This is a genomic window from Streptomyces sp. NPDC091292 (assembly GCF_044757265.1).
GTDB lineage: Bacteria > Actinomycetota > Actinomycetes > Streptomycetales > Streptomycetaceae > Streptomyces.
Genome location: NZ_JBIVUQ010000001.1, coordinates 1,641,486 through 1,657,749 on the forward strand (window position 1 = coordinate 1,641,486; position 16,264 = coordinate 1,657,749).

The window sequence follows — 16,264 nt, forward strand, 5'->3', positions numbered from 1 at the left end:
CCAGGAGTCTGTCCGTGATCACCGCATCCGGTATCGAGCTGCGCGCCGGTTCCCGCGTCCTCATCGAGTCCGCCACCTTCCGTATCGCCAAGGGCGACCGCATCGGTCTGGTCGGGCGCAACGGCGCCGGCAAGACCACCCTCACCAAGGTCCTCGCCGGTGAGGGCATCCCCGCCGCCGGCACCGTCGCCCGCTCCGGCGAGGTCGGCTATCTGCCCCAGGACCCGCGCACCGGCGACCTCGACATGCTCGCCCGCGACCGCGTCCTGTCCGCCCGCGGCCTCGACACCCTGCTCCGCAAGATGCGCGACAACGAACAGCGCATCGCGAACGGCAAGGGCACGACCCGCGACAAGGCGATGAAGCAGTACGAGCGCCAGGAGACCGAGTTCCTCACCAAGGGCGGATACGCCGCCGAGGCCGAGGCCGCCACCATCGCCGCGGCGCTCGGCCTGCCCGACCGGGTGCTCGGCCAGCCGCTGCACACGCTCTCCGGCGGTCAGCGGCGCCGGATCGAGCTGGCCCGCATCCTCTTCTCGGACGCCGACACCCTGCTGCTCGACGAGCCGACGAACCACCTCGACGCCGACTCGATCGTCTGGCTGCGCGACTACCTCAAGACGTACCGCGGCGGCTTCATCGTCATCTCCCACGACGTCGACCTGGTCGAGACCGTCGTCAACAAGGTCTTCTACCTGGACGCCAACCGCTCCAGCATCGACATCTACAACATGGGCTGGAAGCTCTACCAGCAGCAGCGCGAGGCCGACGAGAAGCGACGCAAGCGGGAGCGGCAGAACGCCGAGAAGAAGGCCGCCGCGCTCAACGCGCAGGCCGACAAGATGCGCGCGAAGGCCACCAAGACGGTCGCCGCGCAGAACATGGCCCGCCGCGCCGACCGCCTGCTGTCGGGCCTGGAGGCCGTCCGCCAGTCCGACAAGGTCGCCAAGCTCCGCTTCCCCGAGCCCGCGCCCTGCGGCAAGACCCCGCTCACCGCCGAGAGCCTGTCCAAGTCGTACGGCTCGCTGGAGATCTTCACCGATGTCGACCTGGCCATCGACAAGGGTTCACGGGTCGTCATCCTCGGTCTGAACGGCGCGGGCAAGACCACCCTGCTGCGCCTGCTCGCCGGGGTCGAGAAGCCCGACACGGGCGACGTCCTGGAGGGCCACGGACTCAAGCTCGGCTACTACGCCCAGGAGCACGAGACCCTGGACCCGTCCCGTACGGTCCTGGAGAACATGCGTTCGGCCGCGCCCGACCTCGACCTGGTCCACGTACGCAAGACGCTCGGCTCGTTCCTGTTCTCCGGCGACGACGTCGACAAGCCCGCCGGTGTCCTCTCCGGCGGTGAGAAGACCCGCCTCGCCCTCGCCACCCTCGTCGTCTCCTCGGCCAACGTCCTGCTGCTCGACGAGCCCACCAACAACCTCGACCCGGCCAGCCGCGAGGAGATCCTCGGCGCCCTGCGCACCTACAAGGGCGCCGTCGTCCTCGTCACACACGACGAGGGCGCCGTCGAGGCGCTCCAGCCGGAGCGGATCATCCTGCTGCCCGACGGCGTCGAGGACCTGTGGGGCGCCGACTACGCGGACCTCGTCGCGCTCGCTTGATCGAAAGAGTGATCCACTGCGTATGGATCATTCGGCCGAGCGGTGATCCACCATCTGTGTGAGATCTCCTCGTACAGCGGTGTGTCCTCCATGGATTACCTGGCCAGGGCCCGTTTCGCCGGGGCCCGGCCGGTGGCCCCGCGCTGACCTGCCGATTCGCTCGTGAACACGTGAGAAATGGCGTCCGCCGTTGACCGGAATGAGGCATTCCGTTCGTGGGGATCCCTTCCGTCGCGGCCAGCCATGTCGTACGGACCTTGCCGAATGGGTGGCCAGGAAGCCCGGGAGGGGTGATCATGAGAAGTCCAGAGCGCACTTCCCATGAGGAGGCACGGGTGGCCGAGACTCTGAAGAAGGGCAGCCGGGTAACCGGCGCCGCGCGCGACAAGCTCGCGGCAGACCTGAAGAAGAAGTACGACTCCGGTGCGAGCATCCGGGCGCTGGCCGAGGAGACCGGCCGCTCGTATGGCTTCGTGCACCGGATGCTGAGCGAGTCCGGGGTCGTGCTGCGCGGACGCGGCGGGGCGACCCGAGGGAAGAAGGCCGCCACCGGCTGATGCCGGGCGGCTCACCGGCTTCGGTGGTGCCACCCGGTCGATTCGCAGGTCGACCGGGTGGTTACTGTGCAGTCACTTAGGGGTGCCCGGGAACGGCGCACCCCGACCGGCCGCACACATCGGAGGCGCCCCATGGCTTCGCTCGACCCGGTACGCGACAAGAACACCGACCCGGTCGTCGACCAGGACGGCGTACGGCTCACCGTCGACGCGCAGGTCGCCACGGTGACGCTGACCAATCCGGCCAAGCGCAATGCCCAGAGCCCCGCCCTGTGGCGGGCCCTGGTCGAGGCCGGACGCGCCGTCCCCGGAGACGTCCGTGTCGTCGTGCTGCGCGGTGAGGGCAAGTCCTTCTCCGCAGGGCTCGACCGGCAGGCGTTCACCCCGGAGGGCTTCGACGGCGAACCGTCGTTCCTCGACCTCGCCCGCGGTACGGACGAGGAGCTGGACACGGCCATCGCCGAGTACCAGGAGGCGTTCACCTGGTGGCGCCGCCGTGACCTCGTGTCCATCGCCGCCGTACAGGGACACGCCATCGGCGCGGGGTTCCAGCTCGCGCTCGCCTGCGATCTGCGCATCGCCGCCGACGACGCCCAATTCGCCATGCGTGAGACCAGCCTGGGCCTGGTGCCCGACCTCACCGGAACGCACCCCCTCGTGGGGCTCGTCGGCTACGGACGTGCGCTGGAGATCTGCGCGACCGGCCGCTTCGTCCAGGCCGCCGAGGCCGAGCGGATCGGCCTCGCCAACCTCGTCGTGCCCGGCGACCAACTCGACGCCGCGACCCAGGACCTGGCCGCCGCGCTCCTCGCAGCGCCCCGCGACGCCCTCATCGAGACGAAGGCGCTGCTCCAGGGCGCGACCGACCGCACCTATGACGCCCAGCGCGCCGCCGAACGCGCGGCCCAGTCCCGCCGACTCCGCGACCTGGCGGGCCTCGGCGACTGAGCGATCGACGTCCGGGTCAGTCGTGGAAGGTCGTGGTGGAGGCGAGCGCGGCCCACTCCTACGCCCGCGAACAGAAGCTGCGGATGGTACGGCTGATCGCCGCCTGTTGGACGAACTGGGCTGCCGCGCCCTGCCGGGCACGAACTGAGCGTCAGCCGTCATTCCTCCAGCCTGCCGTATCCCCGGCGCGCGACACCTCCCGCGCGCTTACTGTGGGCGCAGGACCACATCCGGCGCGGAGAGGGACGAACGGCGATGACCGACATGGCACATCGGAAAGGGCCGGACGGTTCCCCGCGGTCCTCGGACGAGAGCGAGCCGCCCCGGCGGAGCGGCGCCGTCAAGCGCGGCGGGGGTGACCCGGCGGCGCGGGGCAGGACCACCATCGCCGACGGCGTCGTGGAGAAGATCGCCGGACTCGCCGCCCGTGACGTGGTCGGCGTGCACGCCATGGGCAGCGGCCTCTCCCGTACGTTCGGCGCGGTACGCGACCGGGTCCCCGGCGGCACCAGGTCCGTGGCGCGCGGCGTCAAGGCCGAGGTCGGCGAGGTGCAGACGGCGCTCGACCTCGAAATCGTCGTCGACTACGGCGTCTCGATCGCGGAGGTCGCCCGCGCCGTACGCGAGAACGTCATCGCCTCCGTCGAGCGCATGACCAGCCTCGAAGTCGTCGAGGTCAATATCGCCGTCAGTGATGTGAAGCTGCCGGACGAAGAGGAAGAAGAACCGGAGACGCGGCTTCAGTAGGGTCCGGCGCGGGCACCCGAACAGAGGTGAACCAACCGGTGGGGACTCGCAGACCGGTGCAGACGGTGCAGACGGTGCAGACTCGCAGAGGGAGCGCACGATGAGCATGGCCGTGATCGGCATGATCGCCGGAATGGCACTGGCCTTCGCCGGATACTTCGGCGGGTTCGGCGCCTTCCTGCTGGTGGCGGCGCTCGGCGCCGTCGGCTTCGTCGCCGGCCGGTTCCTGGAGGGCGACCTGGAGCCCGGTGAGTTCTTCCGCGGTCGTGGCGACCGGCGGCGGTGACCGCGGTGCCCGGTCAGGCCGTCGAACCCGGCGAGCGGGGCGCGACCCACATCGCCGACCGCGTCGTCGCCAAGATCGCCGCGCGCGCCGCGCGTGAGGCGCTGCCGGCCGTGCCCGAGGACGGCCTGCCCCCGCACGCCACGGTGACCGTGCACCGCGACACCGCGCGCGTCCGCGTCAGCCTCGAACTCGACTACCCCACCGACATCGGTGCCCGGTGCCGCGAGGTGCGTCGCCAAGTCGCCGAGCGGGTAGAGGCGTTGGCGGGGATGGAGGTGCCCGAGGTCACCGTCCATGTGGAGCGGCTGCACTCGCCGCAGTCCCGTGAAGCGGCACAGGGGAGGACACGATGAGCGAGGCAGGAGAGGTCGGTGAGCCCGATGGGCCCGCCGTCGAGCAGCCCGCCGCCGAGTCCGGCGGTGCCCGGCGGATCCCCGTCCTGGACAAGTCCGACGGCGACCTCGACCAGTCCGCGTCGGCCGCCGCGTACGAACCCTTCCTCACCTCGCCCGTGCCCGGCCGTTTCTGGGCGGGGCGCCGGGTCCCCGCCGCGATCGTCGCGCTGCTCGTCCTTGGCGGCAGCGGACTGCTCCTCTACGACGTCGCCGCCGTCCGCGCCGGACAGCCCGCGATGTACTGGCGCACAGTACTCACGCGGGAACTCGCCCAGCGGCCCGTCGACAACGTGTGGGTCATGATCGGCGCCGGGGCCGCCGCCGTCATCGGACTCTGGCTGATCGTGCTCGCCGTCACGCCCGGTCTGCGCGCCGTCCTGCCGATGCGGCCCACCGCCGACGTCCGCGCGGGGCTGCACCGGGCCGCCGCCGCGATGGTGCTGCGCGACCGCGCGATGGAGGTGTCCGGCGTGCAGTCGGTCCGGGTCCGCATGAAGCGCCACAAGGTCGACGTGCGCGCCCACTCGCACTTCCGCCCCCTCGACGAGGTACGCGCCGACCTGGACGCCGTACTCGCCGACACCATCCGCTCCCTGGGCCTCGGCCGGCCGCCCGCCCTCTCGGTGCGGGTGCGGCGGCCCGGTAGGAAGGGGTGAGACCCGTGCTGCGTACCGTCAACCGTGTCCTGATCGGGCTGCTCGGCGTGGGCCTGTTGCTCCTCGGCGGCTCGGTACTCGCCGTCGGCCTCGGCGCGGCACTGCCCTCGTGGTGGATCCACGGCGACAAGAGCGACGTCCTGCTCACCGCCGCCCGGCGCACCCGGTGGCGCGACGAGGGCTGGTGGTGGCCGGCCGTCATCGCCGCGCTCGCCGTCCTGCTGCTGCTCGCCCTGTGGTGGCTCTCGGCGAATCTGCGGCGCCGCCGCCTCGCGGAGGTCCTGGTGGACACCGGCGACGGAGAGGGCGCGCTGCTGCGCGGGCCCGCCATGGAGTCCGTACTCGCCGACGAGACCGAGGCGCTGGACGGCGTGGAGCGGGCCCAGGTGACCCTCACCGGGCGGCGCAGCGCACCGCGGGCACGGATGCGGCTGCTGCTCGCGCCGCACGGAGTGCCGGGCGAGGCCCTGCGCCGGGTCTCCGACGAGGCACTGGCCCACGCGCGGGACTCGGCGGGCCTCGTCCGCCTGCCCGCCACCGTGCAGCTACGAGCCGTCAAACACCGGGCGGAACGCGTCACCTGACCCCCACCCGAGCCGGCCCGACCCACCGTCGCCCGCCCTAGAACCCGTGCCGCGCGCCCCCGTCCACCGGAAGCATCACCCCCGTGAGGTACGACGCGGCCGGCGACAGCAGGAAGGCCGCCGTGCGGCCGAACTCGTCGGCGGTGCCGTAGCGGCGCAGCGGGATACGGGACTCGTTGGCCGCGCGGGCCGCCTCCGGGTCGGGCGAGAGGCCGTCCAGCTCGCGTACCCGGTCCGTGTCGATGCGGGCCGGAAGCAGGCCCACGACCCGGATGCCGCGCGGCCCCAGCTCGACCGAGAGGGACTTGGCGAAGCCCGCGAGACCCGGCCGCAGACCGTTCGAGATGGTCAGACCGGGGACCGGTTCATGGACCGAACTGGACAGGACGAAACCGATCACACCGCCCTCGCCGAGTTCCGCGGCGGCCGTCCTCGCGAGTCGCACCGCGCCCAGGAACACCGACTCGAAGGCGGCTTGCCACTGCTCGTCGGTGTTGTCGGCGACGAATCCGGGCGCCGGTCCGCCGACGCTGATCAGGACGCCGTCGAAGCGGCCGAACCGCTCGCGCGCGGTGGCGATCAGGCGCTGCGCGACGGCCGGGTCGGCATTGTCGGCGGCGACCCCCACGGCGTTCGCGCCGAGCGTCTTCTCCGCCGCCGCGATCCGCTCGGGGTCGCGCCCCGAGACGACGACCTTCGCGTCGTCGTCGACAAGGGCGCGCGCGGTGGCGTTGCCCAGTCCACGGGAGGCCCCGGTGACGACGTAGACACGGTCCTTCAGTCCAAGATCCATGGGGGACATCCTGCCTCGCGGCGATCGCGGTGGCGAGGGTGCCCGTGGGTGCCGTCAGACAGGGGCGGGGGCCGCCACCTCGGGTGCCGGGTCCGGTGCGGCGGCGCGGTCCCGGCGCTCACGGCGTACCAGGATCACCCATCCCACGGGCACGCCCGCCGCGAACAGCCACCACTGGACCGCGTACGCCATGTGCGGGCCGATGCCGCTGTGGTCGGGGTCGCCGATCAGCTGCGGTGTGTTGTCGCGCGCCTCGGGCGCCGTCTGCTCGATGAAGCCGCCGAGCACCGGCTTGCCGAGGGTCGTCGCCATCTGGGCGCTGCCGATCAGCATGATCTGCCGGTCGGGGAGCCCCTTGAGGTCCTTGATGCCGCTCGCGGCGGTCGTCTCGTCGGCCATCAGCCGCCCGGTCACGGTGACCTCACCGCGCGCGGGCGCCGGGATCTTCGGGAACTCCGTCTGCGCGCCGTCCGCCGGGATCCAACCCCGGTTGACCAGCAGCACCTTGCCGTCCGTGAGTACGAGTGGGGTCAGGACATGGAAGCCGACCTCGTCGGCCGCGTTGGTGCGGCGCCGCACGACGACCTCGTGCGCCGTGTCGTACGTGCCCTTCGCGGTCACCCGGCGGTAGCGCTCGGCGTCGGTCACGGCGTGCCCCGGGGACGTCAGCCGCTCGGCCGGGACCGGCGGGGCGGCCAGGGCGTCGGAGATCAGCTTGTTGTGCGCCACGCGGTGCTCGTGCCGGTGCAGCTGCCAGAAGCCCAGTTCGACCATCGTCGGGATGAGGACGAGGGTGAGGAGGGTGAGGATCACCCACTGCCGGGACAACAGGAAGCGGTACACCCCACGACCGTACAACCGGCACATCCGGGGCCTTCGCCAGGGGTGCCCCTGCCGTGTCAGGGGGTTGCCGGGGGGTGTGCCACCGCGGCGCGGGCCGTCACCCCTCGGCCGGGGCGACGTCCCGCAGGAGCTGGCCGAAGGCCGCCTCGTCGATCACCGGTGTGCCGTACTCCTTGGCCTTCGCGGTCTTGGAGGTGCCCGAGTCCGGGTCGTTCGTCACGAGGAGGCTGGTCAGCCGGGACAGGCTCGTCGCGATGTGCAGCCCCGCCTCGGCCGCCCGGTCCTCCAGGAGGTCCCGCTCGACGGAGGTGTCCCCGGAGAACGCCACCCGCATGCCCTGCCGCAGCGGCCCGCCCGGTACATACCGCCCCGGGTTCGGATACGGGCACGGGGGGCGCTTGCGGGCCGGGCGCCAACTGCCCGGCCGGTACGACGACTGACGGCCGATCCGGGGGGTCGCCGGGCTGTCCGACCACTCCGTCAGCGGCCGGCACTCCAGGAGCGGCAGCCGCACTCCGCTGCGGGCCGCCGCCCGCAGGCTGGGCCGGAACGCCTCGGCGAGCACGCGCGCGTCGTCCAGCGCGTGGTGCGCGCGCTGCTGGACGACCCCGAAGTGCGCGGCCAGCGTCTCCAGTTTGTGGTTCGGCAGCGGCAGCCCCAACTCCTTGGAGAGGGCGATGGTGCACAGCCTCTGACGGACCGGCGGGACGCTGCTCGCGCGCGCGTACTCCCGGGCGATCATCGACCAGTCGAAGACCGCGTTGTGCGCGACCAGGACGCGGTCGGCGAGCCGGGCGGCGAACTCGTCGGCGATGTCCGCGAAGAGGGGCGCGTCCGACAGGACGTCACGGGTGAGGCCGTGGATCCACACGGGACCCGGGTCGCGCTCCGGGTTGACCAGCGTGTACCAGTGGTCCTCGACCTCGCCGCGCGCGTCCAGCCGGTAGACCGCGGCGGACACTATCCGGTCGTCCCGGGCCAGGCCGGTCGTCTCGACGTCGACGACCGCGTACCCCCGGGGATACGCGGTCGGCCACTCGGCCGGGGAAGCTGCGGTCGTACGGTCGTCGAGCATGGTCACTGAGGATACGGCCCGGGACTGACACTCCGTCCGCCACCACCCTCACGCGCGGGTCGCGCCGAGTGGCCGCCCATGGGGTTCAGTTGACGGTGGGTCGGCCGGGCGGTGCCGGGCCGTCCCCGGGCAGCAGCGAATCCACGAGCGCCCGGACCGACGTCAGGAACAGCCGCTCCGGGTCGATCGGGCGGGCGAGGGCGCGGGCCAGCGCGGGGTCGTCGTCCGCCGTGCCGGGCGCCGACAGGCCCTCGTCGGCGGGGCGCTGCACGGGTGCGCGCTCGCGGTTGCGTTCGACGAGGACGAAGCCGACGACCTGGACCTGCACGGCCCGCACCACGTCGGCGGCGCGCGCGCCCCGCAGCCCCGCCGCGTGCACCTCGCGCACCAGCGCGCGCCGGGCGGGCAGGAACATGCGCTCCGTCAGACCGCGTTCGTGGACCATCGCGATCAGGTGCGGATGGTCGCGCAGCCGGCGGCGCAGCGTACGGGCGACGGACACCACGCGCGCGGCCGGGGTGCGGCCCCGGGGGCGGATCTCGCCCAGCTCGGCCATCGTGCGCTCCACCAGGGCGTCGAGCAGGGACTCGCGGTTGCCGACGTGCCAGTAGATCGACGTGACCGCCGTGCCCAGCTCGGCGGCGAGCTTCCGCATCGTCAGCGCCTGCGGCCCGTGCTGCTTCACCAGGGCCGTGGCGGCGTCCAGGACCTCGTCACGGGAGAGCGCCGCCCTCGCCATGCGCGCGCTCCCTTCGCCGAATTCCCCGTCGTGCACGCCTCTTTACCCTTCATCGCGCTCGGTGTAACTGTGTTACAGACGCTTCGACCTACGAAGGGCGGTACGTCATGGCACGCGTACGGTACGGCGCGCGCGGTGCGGCGGAGATCGCGGCGGCGCGCACCACGAGCGGCAGCCTCCCCGACATCTGGTCCACCGGTGTCGTCGCCGTGTGGGAGAGCGACCCCGATGTGGTCGCCGCGGTCCTCCCGCCGCCGCTGAAGCCCGCCCCGCGCCCCTTGGTGCGGGCCACCATCAGCAAGGTCGACCTGCCCGGTTATCCGCTGGGCGCCGGCTCCTTCTCGGTCGCCGCGGCGCACGGCGGGGTCGAGGGCTGGTATCCGCTGGTGATGCCGATGACGCACGAACGGGCCCTGACCGGGGGCCGTGAGGTGTTCGGCGAGCCGAAGAAGCTCGGCGAGGTGACCGTCGAGCGGGACGGTCTGGTCGTCCGGGCGTCCCTGGCCCGGCACGGCATCGCCTTTGTGGAGGTGCGCGGCGCCGTGAGCGGGCCGCTGCCGCTGCCGGAGCCGGAGCGCAGGACGGACTTCTACTTCAAGTTCCTGCCCGCAGTGGACGGTTCCGGCTTCGACGGCGACCCCGTGCTCGTGCACTGCGAGCGCCGGGAGCGGGTGCGCGCCCTGGAGCGGATCACCGGGGACGTGGTGCTGCGCGAGTCGATGTACGACCCGGTCGCCGATCTGCCGGTGCGCAGGCTGATCGGGATCACGCTCGGCGAGAAGACCACCGACCAGCGGGGCCGGGTGGTCGAACGGGTCGACGCCGACGCCCTGCTGCCGTACGTCCACCAGCGCTACGACGACCCCCTTCAGATCCACGACGGGCCGCCCGAGACGGCGCGGGGGAGTGCCTGATGGAGCTGCGGGAGGGACAGGTCGCCGTGGTCACCGGCGCGGCGAGCGGCATCGGGCTCGCCCTGGCCCGGCGGTTCGCCGCCGGCGGCCTCAAGGTGGTGCTCGCCGATGTCGAGGAGGCCGCCCTGGAGAAGGCGGCGGCCGGGCTGCGCGCCGACGGGGCGCGGGTCCTCGCGCGCGTGGTCGACGTCGGCGAACGCGCGGAGGTGCTCGCCCTGGCCGACGCGGCGTACGAGGAGTTCGGCGCCGTCCATGTGCTGTGCAACAACGCGGGCGTCGGCTCCGGCGCCGAGGGCCGGATGTGGGAGCACGACCCGAACGACTGGAAGTGGGCCTTCGCGGTCAACGTGTGGGGCGTCTTCCACGGCATCCAGGCGTTCGTACCCCGCATGATCGCCGGGGGCGAGCCCGGTCATGTCGTCAACACCTCGTCCGGCGACGGCGGTATCGCCCCACTGCCGACGGCGTCCGTGTACGCGGTCACCAAGGCCGCCGTCGTCACCCTCACCGAGTCCCTGTACGCGCATCTGAGGGCGGAGCACGCGCGCGTGGGTGCGTCGGTGCTCTTCCCCGGACCCCACATGCTGCGTACCGGACTGTGGGAGTCCCATCGCAACCGGCCCGAGAAGTACGCCAAGTCCCGCCCCCGCAAAGCCCCTTACCGCAGCCTCGGCCAGTGGGAGGCGGCGATGCGCGAGGCGGGGCAGGAGATCGCGTTCACCCCCGTCGAGGACGTCGCGGACCTCGTCGCCGACGGTATCGCCGCCGACCGGTTCTGGCTGCTGCCCGAGAGCGAGCACAGCGACCGGCAGATCCGCGCCAGGTCCCGGTCGATGCTCGACCGCGCCAACCCGTCGTATCTGGAGAGCTTCATCCTGGACTGAGGGAGCCGGCATGACCGCCGACGAACAGCCCGACCGGCCCGACCGGCCCGACCGGCCCGAACAGAGGGACCGGCCCGACCGGCCCGAACAGCGGGAACAGCCCTATCTGATCGTCTCGTCCGACTGCCACGCCGGGCTTCCCACCGAGGAGTACCGGCCCTATCTCGACAGCCGTTTCCACCGCGCCTTCGACGACTTCCTCGGGCAGCGCGACGCCCGCCGCGAGGAGGCGACCCGGCTCGGCATCCGTAACGACGCGTTCGCCGACCGCTGGTTCGAGGAGCACGAGGAGGGCCTGCGCGGCGGCTGGGACAGCGCGCAGCGCGTCAAGGAACTCGACGGCGACGGGGTGGCCGCCGAGGTCGTCTTCCCCGACGCGGACGCCGTGGACAGCCGTACGGCGGCGCCCTTCGGGGTCGGCCTCGGCCTCTCCGGCGACCAGGACCCCGACCTCGGCATGGCGGGCGCGCAGGCGCACAACCGGTGGCTGGCCGAATTCGTCGCCGACCACCCCGAACGCCACTGCGGGGTCGCCCTGCTGCCCGTCACCGCCGACACCGAACGGGTCGTCGCCGAGATCCACCGCGCGAAGGAGTCCGGGCTCGGCGCCCTGATGATCCCGTCGATGTGGGTCGACAAGGACCCGTACCACGCCCGGCGTTACGACCCCGTGTGGGCCGCCGCAGCCGAGTGCGGGATGCCCGTCATGACGCACTCGGGGGCGTCACCCCGCCACGAGTACGGGGACCACCTCGGGATCTTCGTCTCCGAGGTCACCTGGTGGCCCGCGCGCCCCCTGTGGTTCCTGCTGTGGTCCGGTGTCTTCGAACGGCACCCCGGGCTGCGGTTCGGGATCGCCGAGTCCGGCTGCTGGTGGCTGCCGAATCTGCTGTGGTTCATGGACCGGCTCTACCTGGGCGCCCACGGCGGCAAGAAGCTCTCCCCGTTCGCCGAGCTGAAGCGTCCCCCGCACGCGTACCTGGACCGGCAGGTGTTCATCTGCGCCACCAACACCAAGCGCCGTGAACTCGCCCAGCGCTACGAGATCGGCGTCGACAACATCCTCTGGGGCAGCGACTTCCCGCACCCCGAGGGGACCTGGCCCGACACGCGCGCGTGGCTGCGGAGAACCTTCCACGACATGCCCGTCACGGAGACCCGCCGGATGCTCGGCCTGGCCGCCGCCGAGGTGTTCGGCTTCGACACCGCGAAACTCGCCCCGCTGGCGGCCCGTATCGGCCCCACCCCGGCCGAACTCGGCCAGCCCGCGGACCAGTCGGCCGTCGAGGCGTCCTGGGCGCGCTCGCGCGAGGTGGGCCGGCACTGGCTGACGGACCACGACTTCCCCACCCTGGGGGTGACCCCGTGACCGGCCCGGCCGACCCGACCGGAGTGCGGGGCGCGGTCGACCGCTACACGGTGATCTCCGCCGACTGCCACGCCGGCGCCGATCTCCTCGACTACCGGCCCTATCTGGAGCGCCGCCACCACGACGCCTTCGACGCGTGGGCGGCCACCTATGTCAATCCGTACGCGGATCTGCTTGCGGACACCGCCGACCGCAACTGGAACTCCGCCCGCCGGATCGCCGATCTGGAGGCCGACGGCATCGTCGCGGAGGTCGTCTTCCCGAACACCGTGCCGCCGTTCTTCCCGTCCGCGTCCCTGATGGCACCGGCCCCCACGCGCGCGGAGTTCGACCGGCGCTGGGCCGGGCTGCGCGCGCACAACCGCTGGCTCGCCGACTTCTGCGCCGAGGCCCCCGGGCGCCGCGCGGGCGTCTTCCAGATCTTCCTCAACGACGTCGACGAGGCCGTACGGGAGATCCGGTGGGCGGTCGACGCGGGCCTGACGGGCGGTGTGCTGCTGCCCGGCACCCCACCGGGCTCGGGGCTGCCCGAGCTGTACTCGGCCGTCTACGACCCGATCTGGGCGGTCTGCGCCGAGCTGGGCGTCCCCGTGAACCACCACGCGGGATCGGCGTCCCCGCCGCTCGGTGACGAGCCCGCGGCGCGTGCGGTGTTCATGGTCGAGACGACCTGGTTCTCGCACCGCGCCCTGTGGCACCTCGTCTTCGGCGGCGCCTTCCGGCGCCACCCCGGGCTGCGGCTCGTCCTCACCGAACAGGGCTCCGGCTGGATCCCGGGGGTGCTCGACATGCTGGACTACTACCACGGGCGGCTGGTGAACGCGGCGGCGAAGGCGTCCGGGGTGACAAAGGCGGCGACGAATTCCGCGGTGACAAAAGCGGTGACGGTATCCGGTGCGTCCGGTGCGGGAAAGGTGTCCGCCGAGGCGAAGTTCGGCGCGGGGCTCGCCGACGCCATGGGGGAGTCCCCGTCCGCCGTCTGGCGCGCGCACTGCTTCGTCGGCGCCAGCTTCATGCGCCCGCACGAGGTGCCGCTGCGCGACCGCATCGGCCTCGACAAGATCATGTGGGGCAGCGACTACCCGCACGACGAGGGAACGTACCCCTACACGCGCGAGGGCCTGCGCATCGCCTACGCGGGCCTCCCGCGCGCGGAGATCGCCGCCATGGTCGGCGGCAACGCGGCCCGCGTGTACGGCTTCGACCTCGACCGCCTGGACCGCCTGGCCGCCCGGGTCGGCCCGACCGTCCAGGAGCTGGACGAACCCCTCACCACACCCCCACCGGACGCGACGAGCCCTGTGTTCGCGAAGGGAGCGTCGGTACGCGTGTGGTGACGTGTGGTGACGGCACCGGGCGAACCCCGGGCTCGCCGCGTCCGGTGCGCCGGTGCCGAGGTGGCGGACCCGGGGGTGAGACCCTTCCCCGCGTGAGCGAACAGGGAGCGCGGGGCGGGCCGGACCACGACGAAGCGCACGGCGGGGGTCTCGGCGGGCGTCTCAACTGGCTGCGGGCCGCCGTGCTCGGCGCCAACGACGGTGTCGTGTCCACCGCCGGAATCGTCGTCGGCGTCGCGGGCGCCACCGGCGACCGGGGCACCCTGCTGACGGCGGGCCTCGCGGGGCTGCTCGCCGGTTCCATGTCGATGGCGGCCGGCGAGTACGTCTCCGTGTCCACGCAGCGCGACTCCGAGAAGGCCGCCATCGCCCTGGAGAAACGGGAGCTGCGGGAGCAGCCCGAGGCCGAACTCCAGGAGCTGACCGGGCTCCTGGAGGACCGGGGCCTCAGCCACGAGGTCGCGCGCGAGGCCGCCGTACAGCTCACCGAACGGGACGCGCTGCGGGCCCACGCCGATGTGGAGCTGGGGATCGACCCCGACGAACTCACCAACCCCTGGCACGCCGCCTGGGCCAGCTTCCTCGCCTTCACGGCGGGCGCGCTGCTGCCGCTGCTCGCGATCGTCCTGCCGCCCGACGTGTGGCGGCTGCCGGTCACCGTTCTGTCGGTGCTCGCCGCCCTCACCCTCACCGGCTACGCGGGCGCCCGCCTCGGCGCCGCGTCCCCCCGGCGCGCCATCGTGCGGAACGTGGCGGGCGGCGCGCTCGCCATGGCCGTCACCTATGGGGCGGGCGCCGCGCTGGGGGCTGTGGGGGCCTGACCGGTAATACTTGTCGGTAACAACGTCTGGCGGTGACCGCACAGGCGCCTCTACGGTGCACGCATGCCGAACCTGCCCGATGCCGTGCTGTGGTCCGTACCGGCCTTCGTCGTGCTCACGGTCGTCGAGATCGTGAGCTACCGGCTGCATCCGGACGAGGACGCGGCCGGCTACGAGACGAAGGACGCCGCCACGAGCATCACCATGGGGCTCGGCAGTCTCGTCTTCGACTTCCTGTGGAAGATCCCGATAGTCGCGATCTACACCGCCCTGTACGAACTCACGCCGCTGCGCGTGCCCGTGCTGTGGTGGACCGTCCCGCTGATGCTGCTCGCGCAGGACTTCTTCTACTACTGGTCGCACCGGGGCCACCACGTCGTCCGCGTCCTGTGGGCCTGCCACGTCGTGCACCACTCCAGCCGCAAGTTCAACCTGAGCACGGCGCTGCGCCAGCCCTGGACGACCCTCACGGTGTGGCCGTTCTACGTGCCGCTGATCCTGTGCGGGGTGCATCCGGCGGCGCTCGCGTTCTGCTCCGGCGTGAACCTCGTCTACCAGTTCTGGATCCACACCGAGCGCATCGACAAACTGCCCCGCCCCGTCGAGTTCGTCCTCAACACGCCCTCGCACCACCGCGTCCACCACGCGTCCCAGGGCAGCTATCTGGACCGTAACTTCGGCGGGATCCTCATCGTGTGGGACCGGCTGTTCGGCTCGTTCGTGCCCGAGACGGCGCGGCCCGTGTTCGGCCTCACCAAGAACATCACCACGTACAACCCGCTGCGCGTCGCCACCCATGAGTACGCCGCCATCGCCAAGGACGTGCGCGGGGCGGCCGGTTGGGGGGAGCGGGCCGGACGCGTGTTCCGGGGACCTGGCTGGCAGCCGGGCCCCAGGGAATCCGCTCCCGACACCGCCACGGTCCCGGAGGGCGCCGCGTGACCCGCCCGCTCACCGGTCCCGCGGCCCCGCGCGCGGTACGCCGCGACACGCTCGCCCGCGCGCTGCTGACCGCGTACGCCGTCGTCGCGCTCGCCGACCTCGTCGCCCTGCTCGCCGCCGCCGACCTCGGGCACACCCTGCTCAAACCGCTGCTGCTGCCGCTCCTCGCCGCCTGGGCGGCCACCCGTGGCGGACCGCCGCTGCTGACCGCCGCGCTGCTCTTCGGCTGGGGCGGCGACGTCCTGCTGCTCGCCGACCGGGACCCCCTCTTCCTCGCCGGAATGGGCTCCTTCGCCCTCGGCCACGTCTGCTACCTCGTCCTCTTCCAGCGGTACGGGTTCCAGCGATACGGGTTTCCGCCGTACGGGCCGTCCCGCGCGCGTACCGCGTCTCTCGCCGGTGTCTACGCCGTGGCCCTCGTCGGCACCGTCGCCCTGCTCTGGTCCGACCTGCCGGGGGACATGCGGGTGCCCATGGCCGGCTACAGCCTGCTGCTCACCGCGATGGCCTTCCGCGCCACCCGGCTGGGCCCGGCCGCGGCGGTCGGTGGCGCGCTGTTCCTGCTGTCCGACACCCTCATCGCCACGGGCATCGCCGACTGGCCGCAGCTCCCGCGCCCCGACTTCTGGATCATGCTCACCTACCTCACCGCCCAGGCGCTGCTGGCCCGTGGCGTGCTTGCCGCCGCCGACGTCCCGCGCGCGCGACAGCACCCGGCCCCGGCGTACGGTGAGGAAACCTGAGGAGCGCCCCGCTCCCCG

General features: G+C 72.5%; 19 protein-coding genes. 15 read left to right on the forward strand and 4 right to left on the reverse strand.

Features of this window, described 5'->3' with window-relative positions; translation table 11 throughout:
• Window positions 1-14 precede the first annotated feature (14 nt).
• The 8 genes from ACIQNU_RS07900 (at window position 15) to amaP (ending at window position 5,786) form a co-directional block, all read left to right on the forward strand.
• Window positions 15-1,613: an ABC-F family ATP-binding cassette domain-containing protein gene (locus ACIQNU_RS07900; RefSeq protein WP_401362150.1), complete on the forward strand. Its 1,599-nt coding sequence runs from the start codon at window positions 15-17 to the stop codon at window positions 1,611-1,613.
• 335 nt (window positions 1,614-1,948) lie between these two features.
• Window positions 1,949-2,170 (forward strand): helix-turn-helix domain-containing protein, encoded by a 222-nt coding sequence (locus ACIQNU_RS07905; protein ID WP_401362153.1) that lies wholly within the window; start codon window positions 1,949-1,951, stop codon window positions 2,168-2,170.
• A 132-nt stretch (window positions 2,171-2,302) separates the two neighbouring features.
• The gene (locus ACIQNU_RS07910; RefSeq protein ID WP_401362155.1) at window positions 2,303-3,118 is read left to right on the forward strand and encodes an enoyl-CoA hydratase/isomerase family protein; all 816 of its coding nucleotides are present in this window, start codon (window positions 2,303-2,305) and stop codon (window positions 3,116-3,118) included.
• A 255-nt stretch (window positions 3,119-3,373) separates the two neighbouring features.
• Window positions 3,374-3,865, forward strand: a complete 492-nt coding sequence (locus ACIQNU_RS07915) for an Asp23/Gls24 family envelope stress response protein (RefSeq protein WP_401362158.1) — start codon at window positions 3,374-3,376, stop codon at window positions 3,863-3,865.
• A gap of 100 nt (window positions 3,866-3,965) precedes the next feature.
• Window positions 3,966-4,151, forward strand: a complete 186-nt coding sequence (locus tag ACIQNU_RS07920) for a hypothetical protein (RefSeq protein ID WP_389890953.1) — start codon at window positions 3,966-3,968, stop codon at window positions 4,149-4,151.
• Window positions 4,148-4,504 carry an Asp23/Gls24 family envelope stress response protein gene (locus ACIQNU_RS07925; RefSeq protein WP_401362162.1) on the forward strand — a complete coding sequence of 119 codons (357 nt, stop codon included), beginning with the start codon at window positions 4,148-4,150 and terminating at the stop codon, window positions 4,502-4,504. Before ACIQNU_RS07920 ends, ACIQNU_RS07925 begins: the two co-directional genes overlap by 4 nt.
• Window positions 4,501-5,202: a DUF6286 domain-containing protein gene (locus ACIQNU_RS07930; RefSeq protein WP_401362165.1), complete on the forward strand. Its 702-nt coding sequence runs from the start codon at window positions 4,501-4,503 to the stop codon at window positions 5,200-5,202. The genes ACIQNU_RS07925 and ACIQNU_RS07930 overlap by 4 nt, the downstream gene beginning before the upstream one ends.
• The gene (amaP, locus tag ACIQNU_RS07935; RefSeq protein ID WP_401362168.1) at window positions 5,199-5,786 is read left to right on the forward strand and encodes an alkaline shock response membrane anchor protein AmaP; all 588 of its coding nucleotides are present in this window, start codon (window positions 5,199-5,201) and stop codon (window positions 5,784-5,786) included. The genes ACIQNU_RS07930 and amaP overlap by 4 nt, the downstream gene beginning before the upstream one ends.
• A 37-nt stretch (window positions 5,787-5,823) precedes the next feature.
• On the opposite strand, the gene ACIQNU_RS07940 is transcribed toward amaP, so the two are convergent.
• The 4 genes from ACIQNU_RS07940 to ACIQNU_RS07955 all read right to left on the reverse strand — a co-directional run bounded on the left by ACIQNU_RS07940 (window position 5,824) and on the right by ACIQNU_RS07955 (window position 9,236).
• Window positions 5,824-6,579 (reverse strand): SDR family oxidoreductase, encoded by a 756-nt coding sequence (locus ACIQNU_RS07940; RefSeq protein WP_401362171.1) that lies wholly within the window; start codon window positions 6,577-6,579, stop codon window positions 5,824-5,826.
• 54 nt (window positions 6,580-6,633) lie between these two features.
• Window positions 6,634-7,422 (reverse strand): SURF1 family protein, encoded by a 789-nt coding sequence (locus tag ACIQNU_RS07945; protein WP_401362174.1) that lies wholly within the window; start codon window positions 7,420-7,422, stop codon window positions 6,634-6,636.
• Window positions 7,423-7,519: 97 nt separating this feature from the next.
• Window positions 7,520-8,497: a DEDDh family exonuclease gene (locus ACIQNU_RS07950; RefSeq protein ID WP_401362177.1), complete on the reverse strand. Its 978-nt coding sequence runs from the start codon at window positions 8,495-8,497 to the stop codon at window positions 7,520-7,522.
• 85 nt (window positions 8,498-8,582) lie between these two features.
• Complete coding sequence (locus tag ACIQNU_RS07955; protein WP_401362180.1) at window positions 8,583-9,236, reverse strand: TetR/AcrR family transcriptional regulator; 654 nt, start codon at window positions 9,234-9,236, stop codon at window positions 8,583-8,585.
• 107 nt (window positions 9,237-9,343) lie between these two features.
• On the opposite strand from ACIQNU_RS07955, the gene ACIQNU_RS07960 reads away from it, so the two are divergent.
• The 7 genes from ACIQNU_RS07960 (at window position 9,344) to ACIQNU_RS07990 (ending at window position 16,246) form a co-directional block, all read left to right on the forward strand.
• A complete protein-coding gene (locus ACIQNU_RS07960; protein ID WP_401362182.1) occupies window positions 9,344-10,150 on the forward strand; it encodes an acetoacetate decarboxylase family protein in 807 nt (268 codons plus the stop codon).
• Window positions 10,150-11,034, forward strand: coding sequence for an SDR family NAD(P)-dependent oxidoreductase (locus ACIQNU_RS07965; protein ID WP_401362185.1), 885 nt, complete (start codon window positions 10,150-10,152; stop codon window positions 11,032-11,034). The genes ACIQNU_RS07960 and ACIQNU_RS07965 overlap by 1 nt, the downstream gene beginning before the upstream one ends.
• Before the next feature lie 10 nt (window positions 11,035-11,044).
• Window positions 11,045-12,403 carry an amidohydrolase family protein gene (locus tag ACIQNU_RS07970; RefSeq protein ID WP_401362188.1) on the forward strand — a complete coding sequence of 453 codons (1,359 nt, stop codon included), beginning with the start codon at window positions 11,045-11,047 and terminating at the stop codon, window positions 12,401-12,403.
• Window positions 12,400-13,740 (forward strand): amidohydrolase family protein, encoded by a 1,341-nt coding sequence (locus ACIQNU_RS07975; protein WP_401362191.1) that lies wholly within the window; start codon window positions 12,400-12,402, stop codon window positions 13,738-13,740. Before ACIQNU_RS07970 ends, ACIQNU_RS07975 begins: the two co-directional genes overlap by 4 nt.
• Window positions 13,741-13,832: 92 nt before the next feature.
• Window positions 13,833-14,561 (forward strand): VIT family protein, encoded by a 729-nt coding sequence (locus ACIQNU_RS07980; RefSeq protein ID WP_401362193.1) that lies wholly within the window; start codon window positions 13,833-13,835, stop codon window positions 14,559-14,561.
• 63 nt (window positions 14,562-14,624) lie between these two features.
• Window positions 14,625-15,503, forward strand: a complete 879-nt coding sequence (locus ACIQNU_RS07985) for a sterol desaturase family protein (RefSeq protein ID WP_401362196.1) — start codon at window positions 14,625-14,627, stop codon at window positions 15,501-15,503.
• The gene (locus ACIQNU_RS07990; RefSeq protein WP_401362198.1) at window positions 15,500-16,246 is read left to right on the forward strand and encodes a lysoplasmalogenase; all 747 of its coding nucleotides are present in this window, start codon (window positions 15,500-15,502) and stop codon (window positions 16,244-16,246) included. Before ACIQNU_RS07985 ends, ACIQNU_RS07990 begins: the two co-directional genes overlap by 4 nt.
• The last annotated feature ends 18 nt before the right edge of the window (window positions 16,247-16,264 follow it).

Excerpts from the sequence above, each read along its gene's own strand:
- ACIQNU_RS07910 (WP_401362155.1), top strand. The coding sequence starts at position 2,303 with ATGGCTTCGCTCGACCCGGTACGCGACAAGAACACCGACCCGGTCGTC.
- ACIQNU_RS07915 (WP_401362158.1), top strand. The coding sequence starts at position 3,374 with ATGACCGACATGGCACATCGGAAAGGGCCGGACGGTTCCCCGCGGTCC.
- ACIQNU_RS07920 (WP_389890953.1), top strand. The coding sequence starts at position 3,966 with ATGAGCATGGCCGTGATCGGCATGATCGCCGGAATGGCACTGGCCTTC.
- ACIQNU_RS07930 (WP_401362165.1), top strand. The coding sequence starts at position 4,501 with ATGAGCGAGGCAGGAGAGGTCGGTGAGCCCGATGGGCCCGCCGTCGAG.
- ACIQNU_RS07940 (WP_401362171.1), bottom strand. The coding sequence starts at position 6,579 with ATGGATCTTGGACTGAAGGACCGTGTCTACGTCGTCACCGGGGCCTCC.
- ACIQNU_RS07950 (WP_401362177.1), bottom strand. The coding sequence starts at position 8,497 with ATGCTCGACGACCGTACGACCGCAGCTTCCCCGGCCGAGTGGCCGACC.
- ACIQNU_RS07955 (WP_401362180.1), bottom strand. The coding sequence starts at position 9,236 with ATGGCGAGGGCGGCGCTCTCCCGTGACGAGGTCCTGGACGCCGCCACG.
- ACIQNU_RS07960 (WP_401362182.1), top strand. The coding sequence starts at position 9,344 with ATGGCACGCGTACGGTACGGCGCGCGCGGTGCGGCGGAGATCGCGGCG.
- ACIQNU_RS07965 (WP_401362185.1), top strand. The coding sequence starts at position 10,150 with ATGGAGCTGCGGGAGGGACAGGTCGCCGTGGTCACCGGCGCGGCGAGC.
- ACIQNU_RS07970 (WP_401362188.1), top strand. The coding sequence starts at position 11,045 with ATGACCGCCGACGAACAGCCCGACCGGCCCGACCGGCCCGACCGGCCC.
- ACIQNU_RS07985 (WP_401362196.1), top strand. The coding sequence starts at position 14,625 with ATGCCGAACCTGCCCGATGCCGTGCTGTGGTCCGTACCGGCCTTCGTC.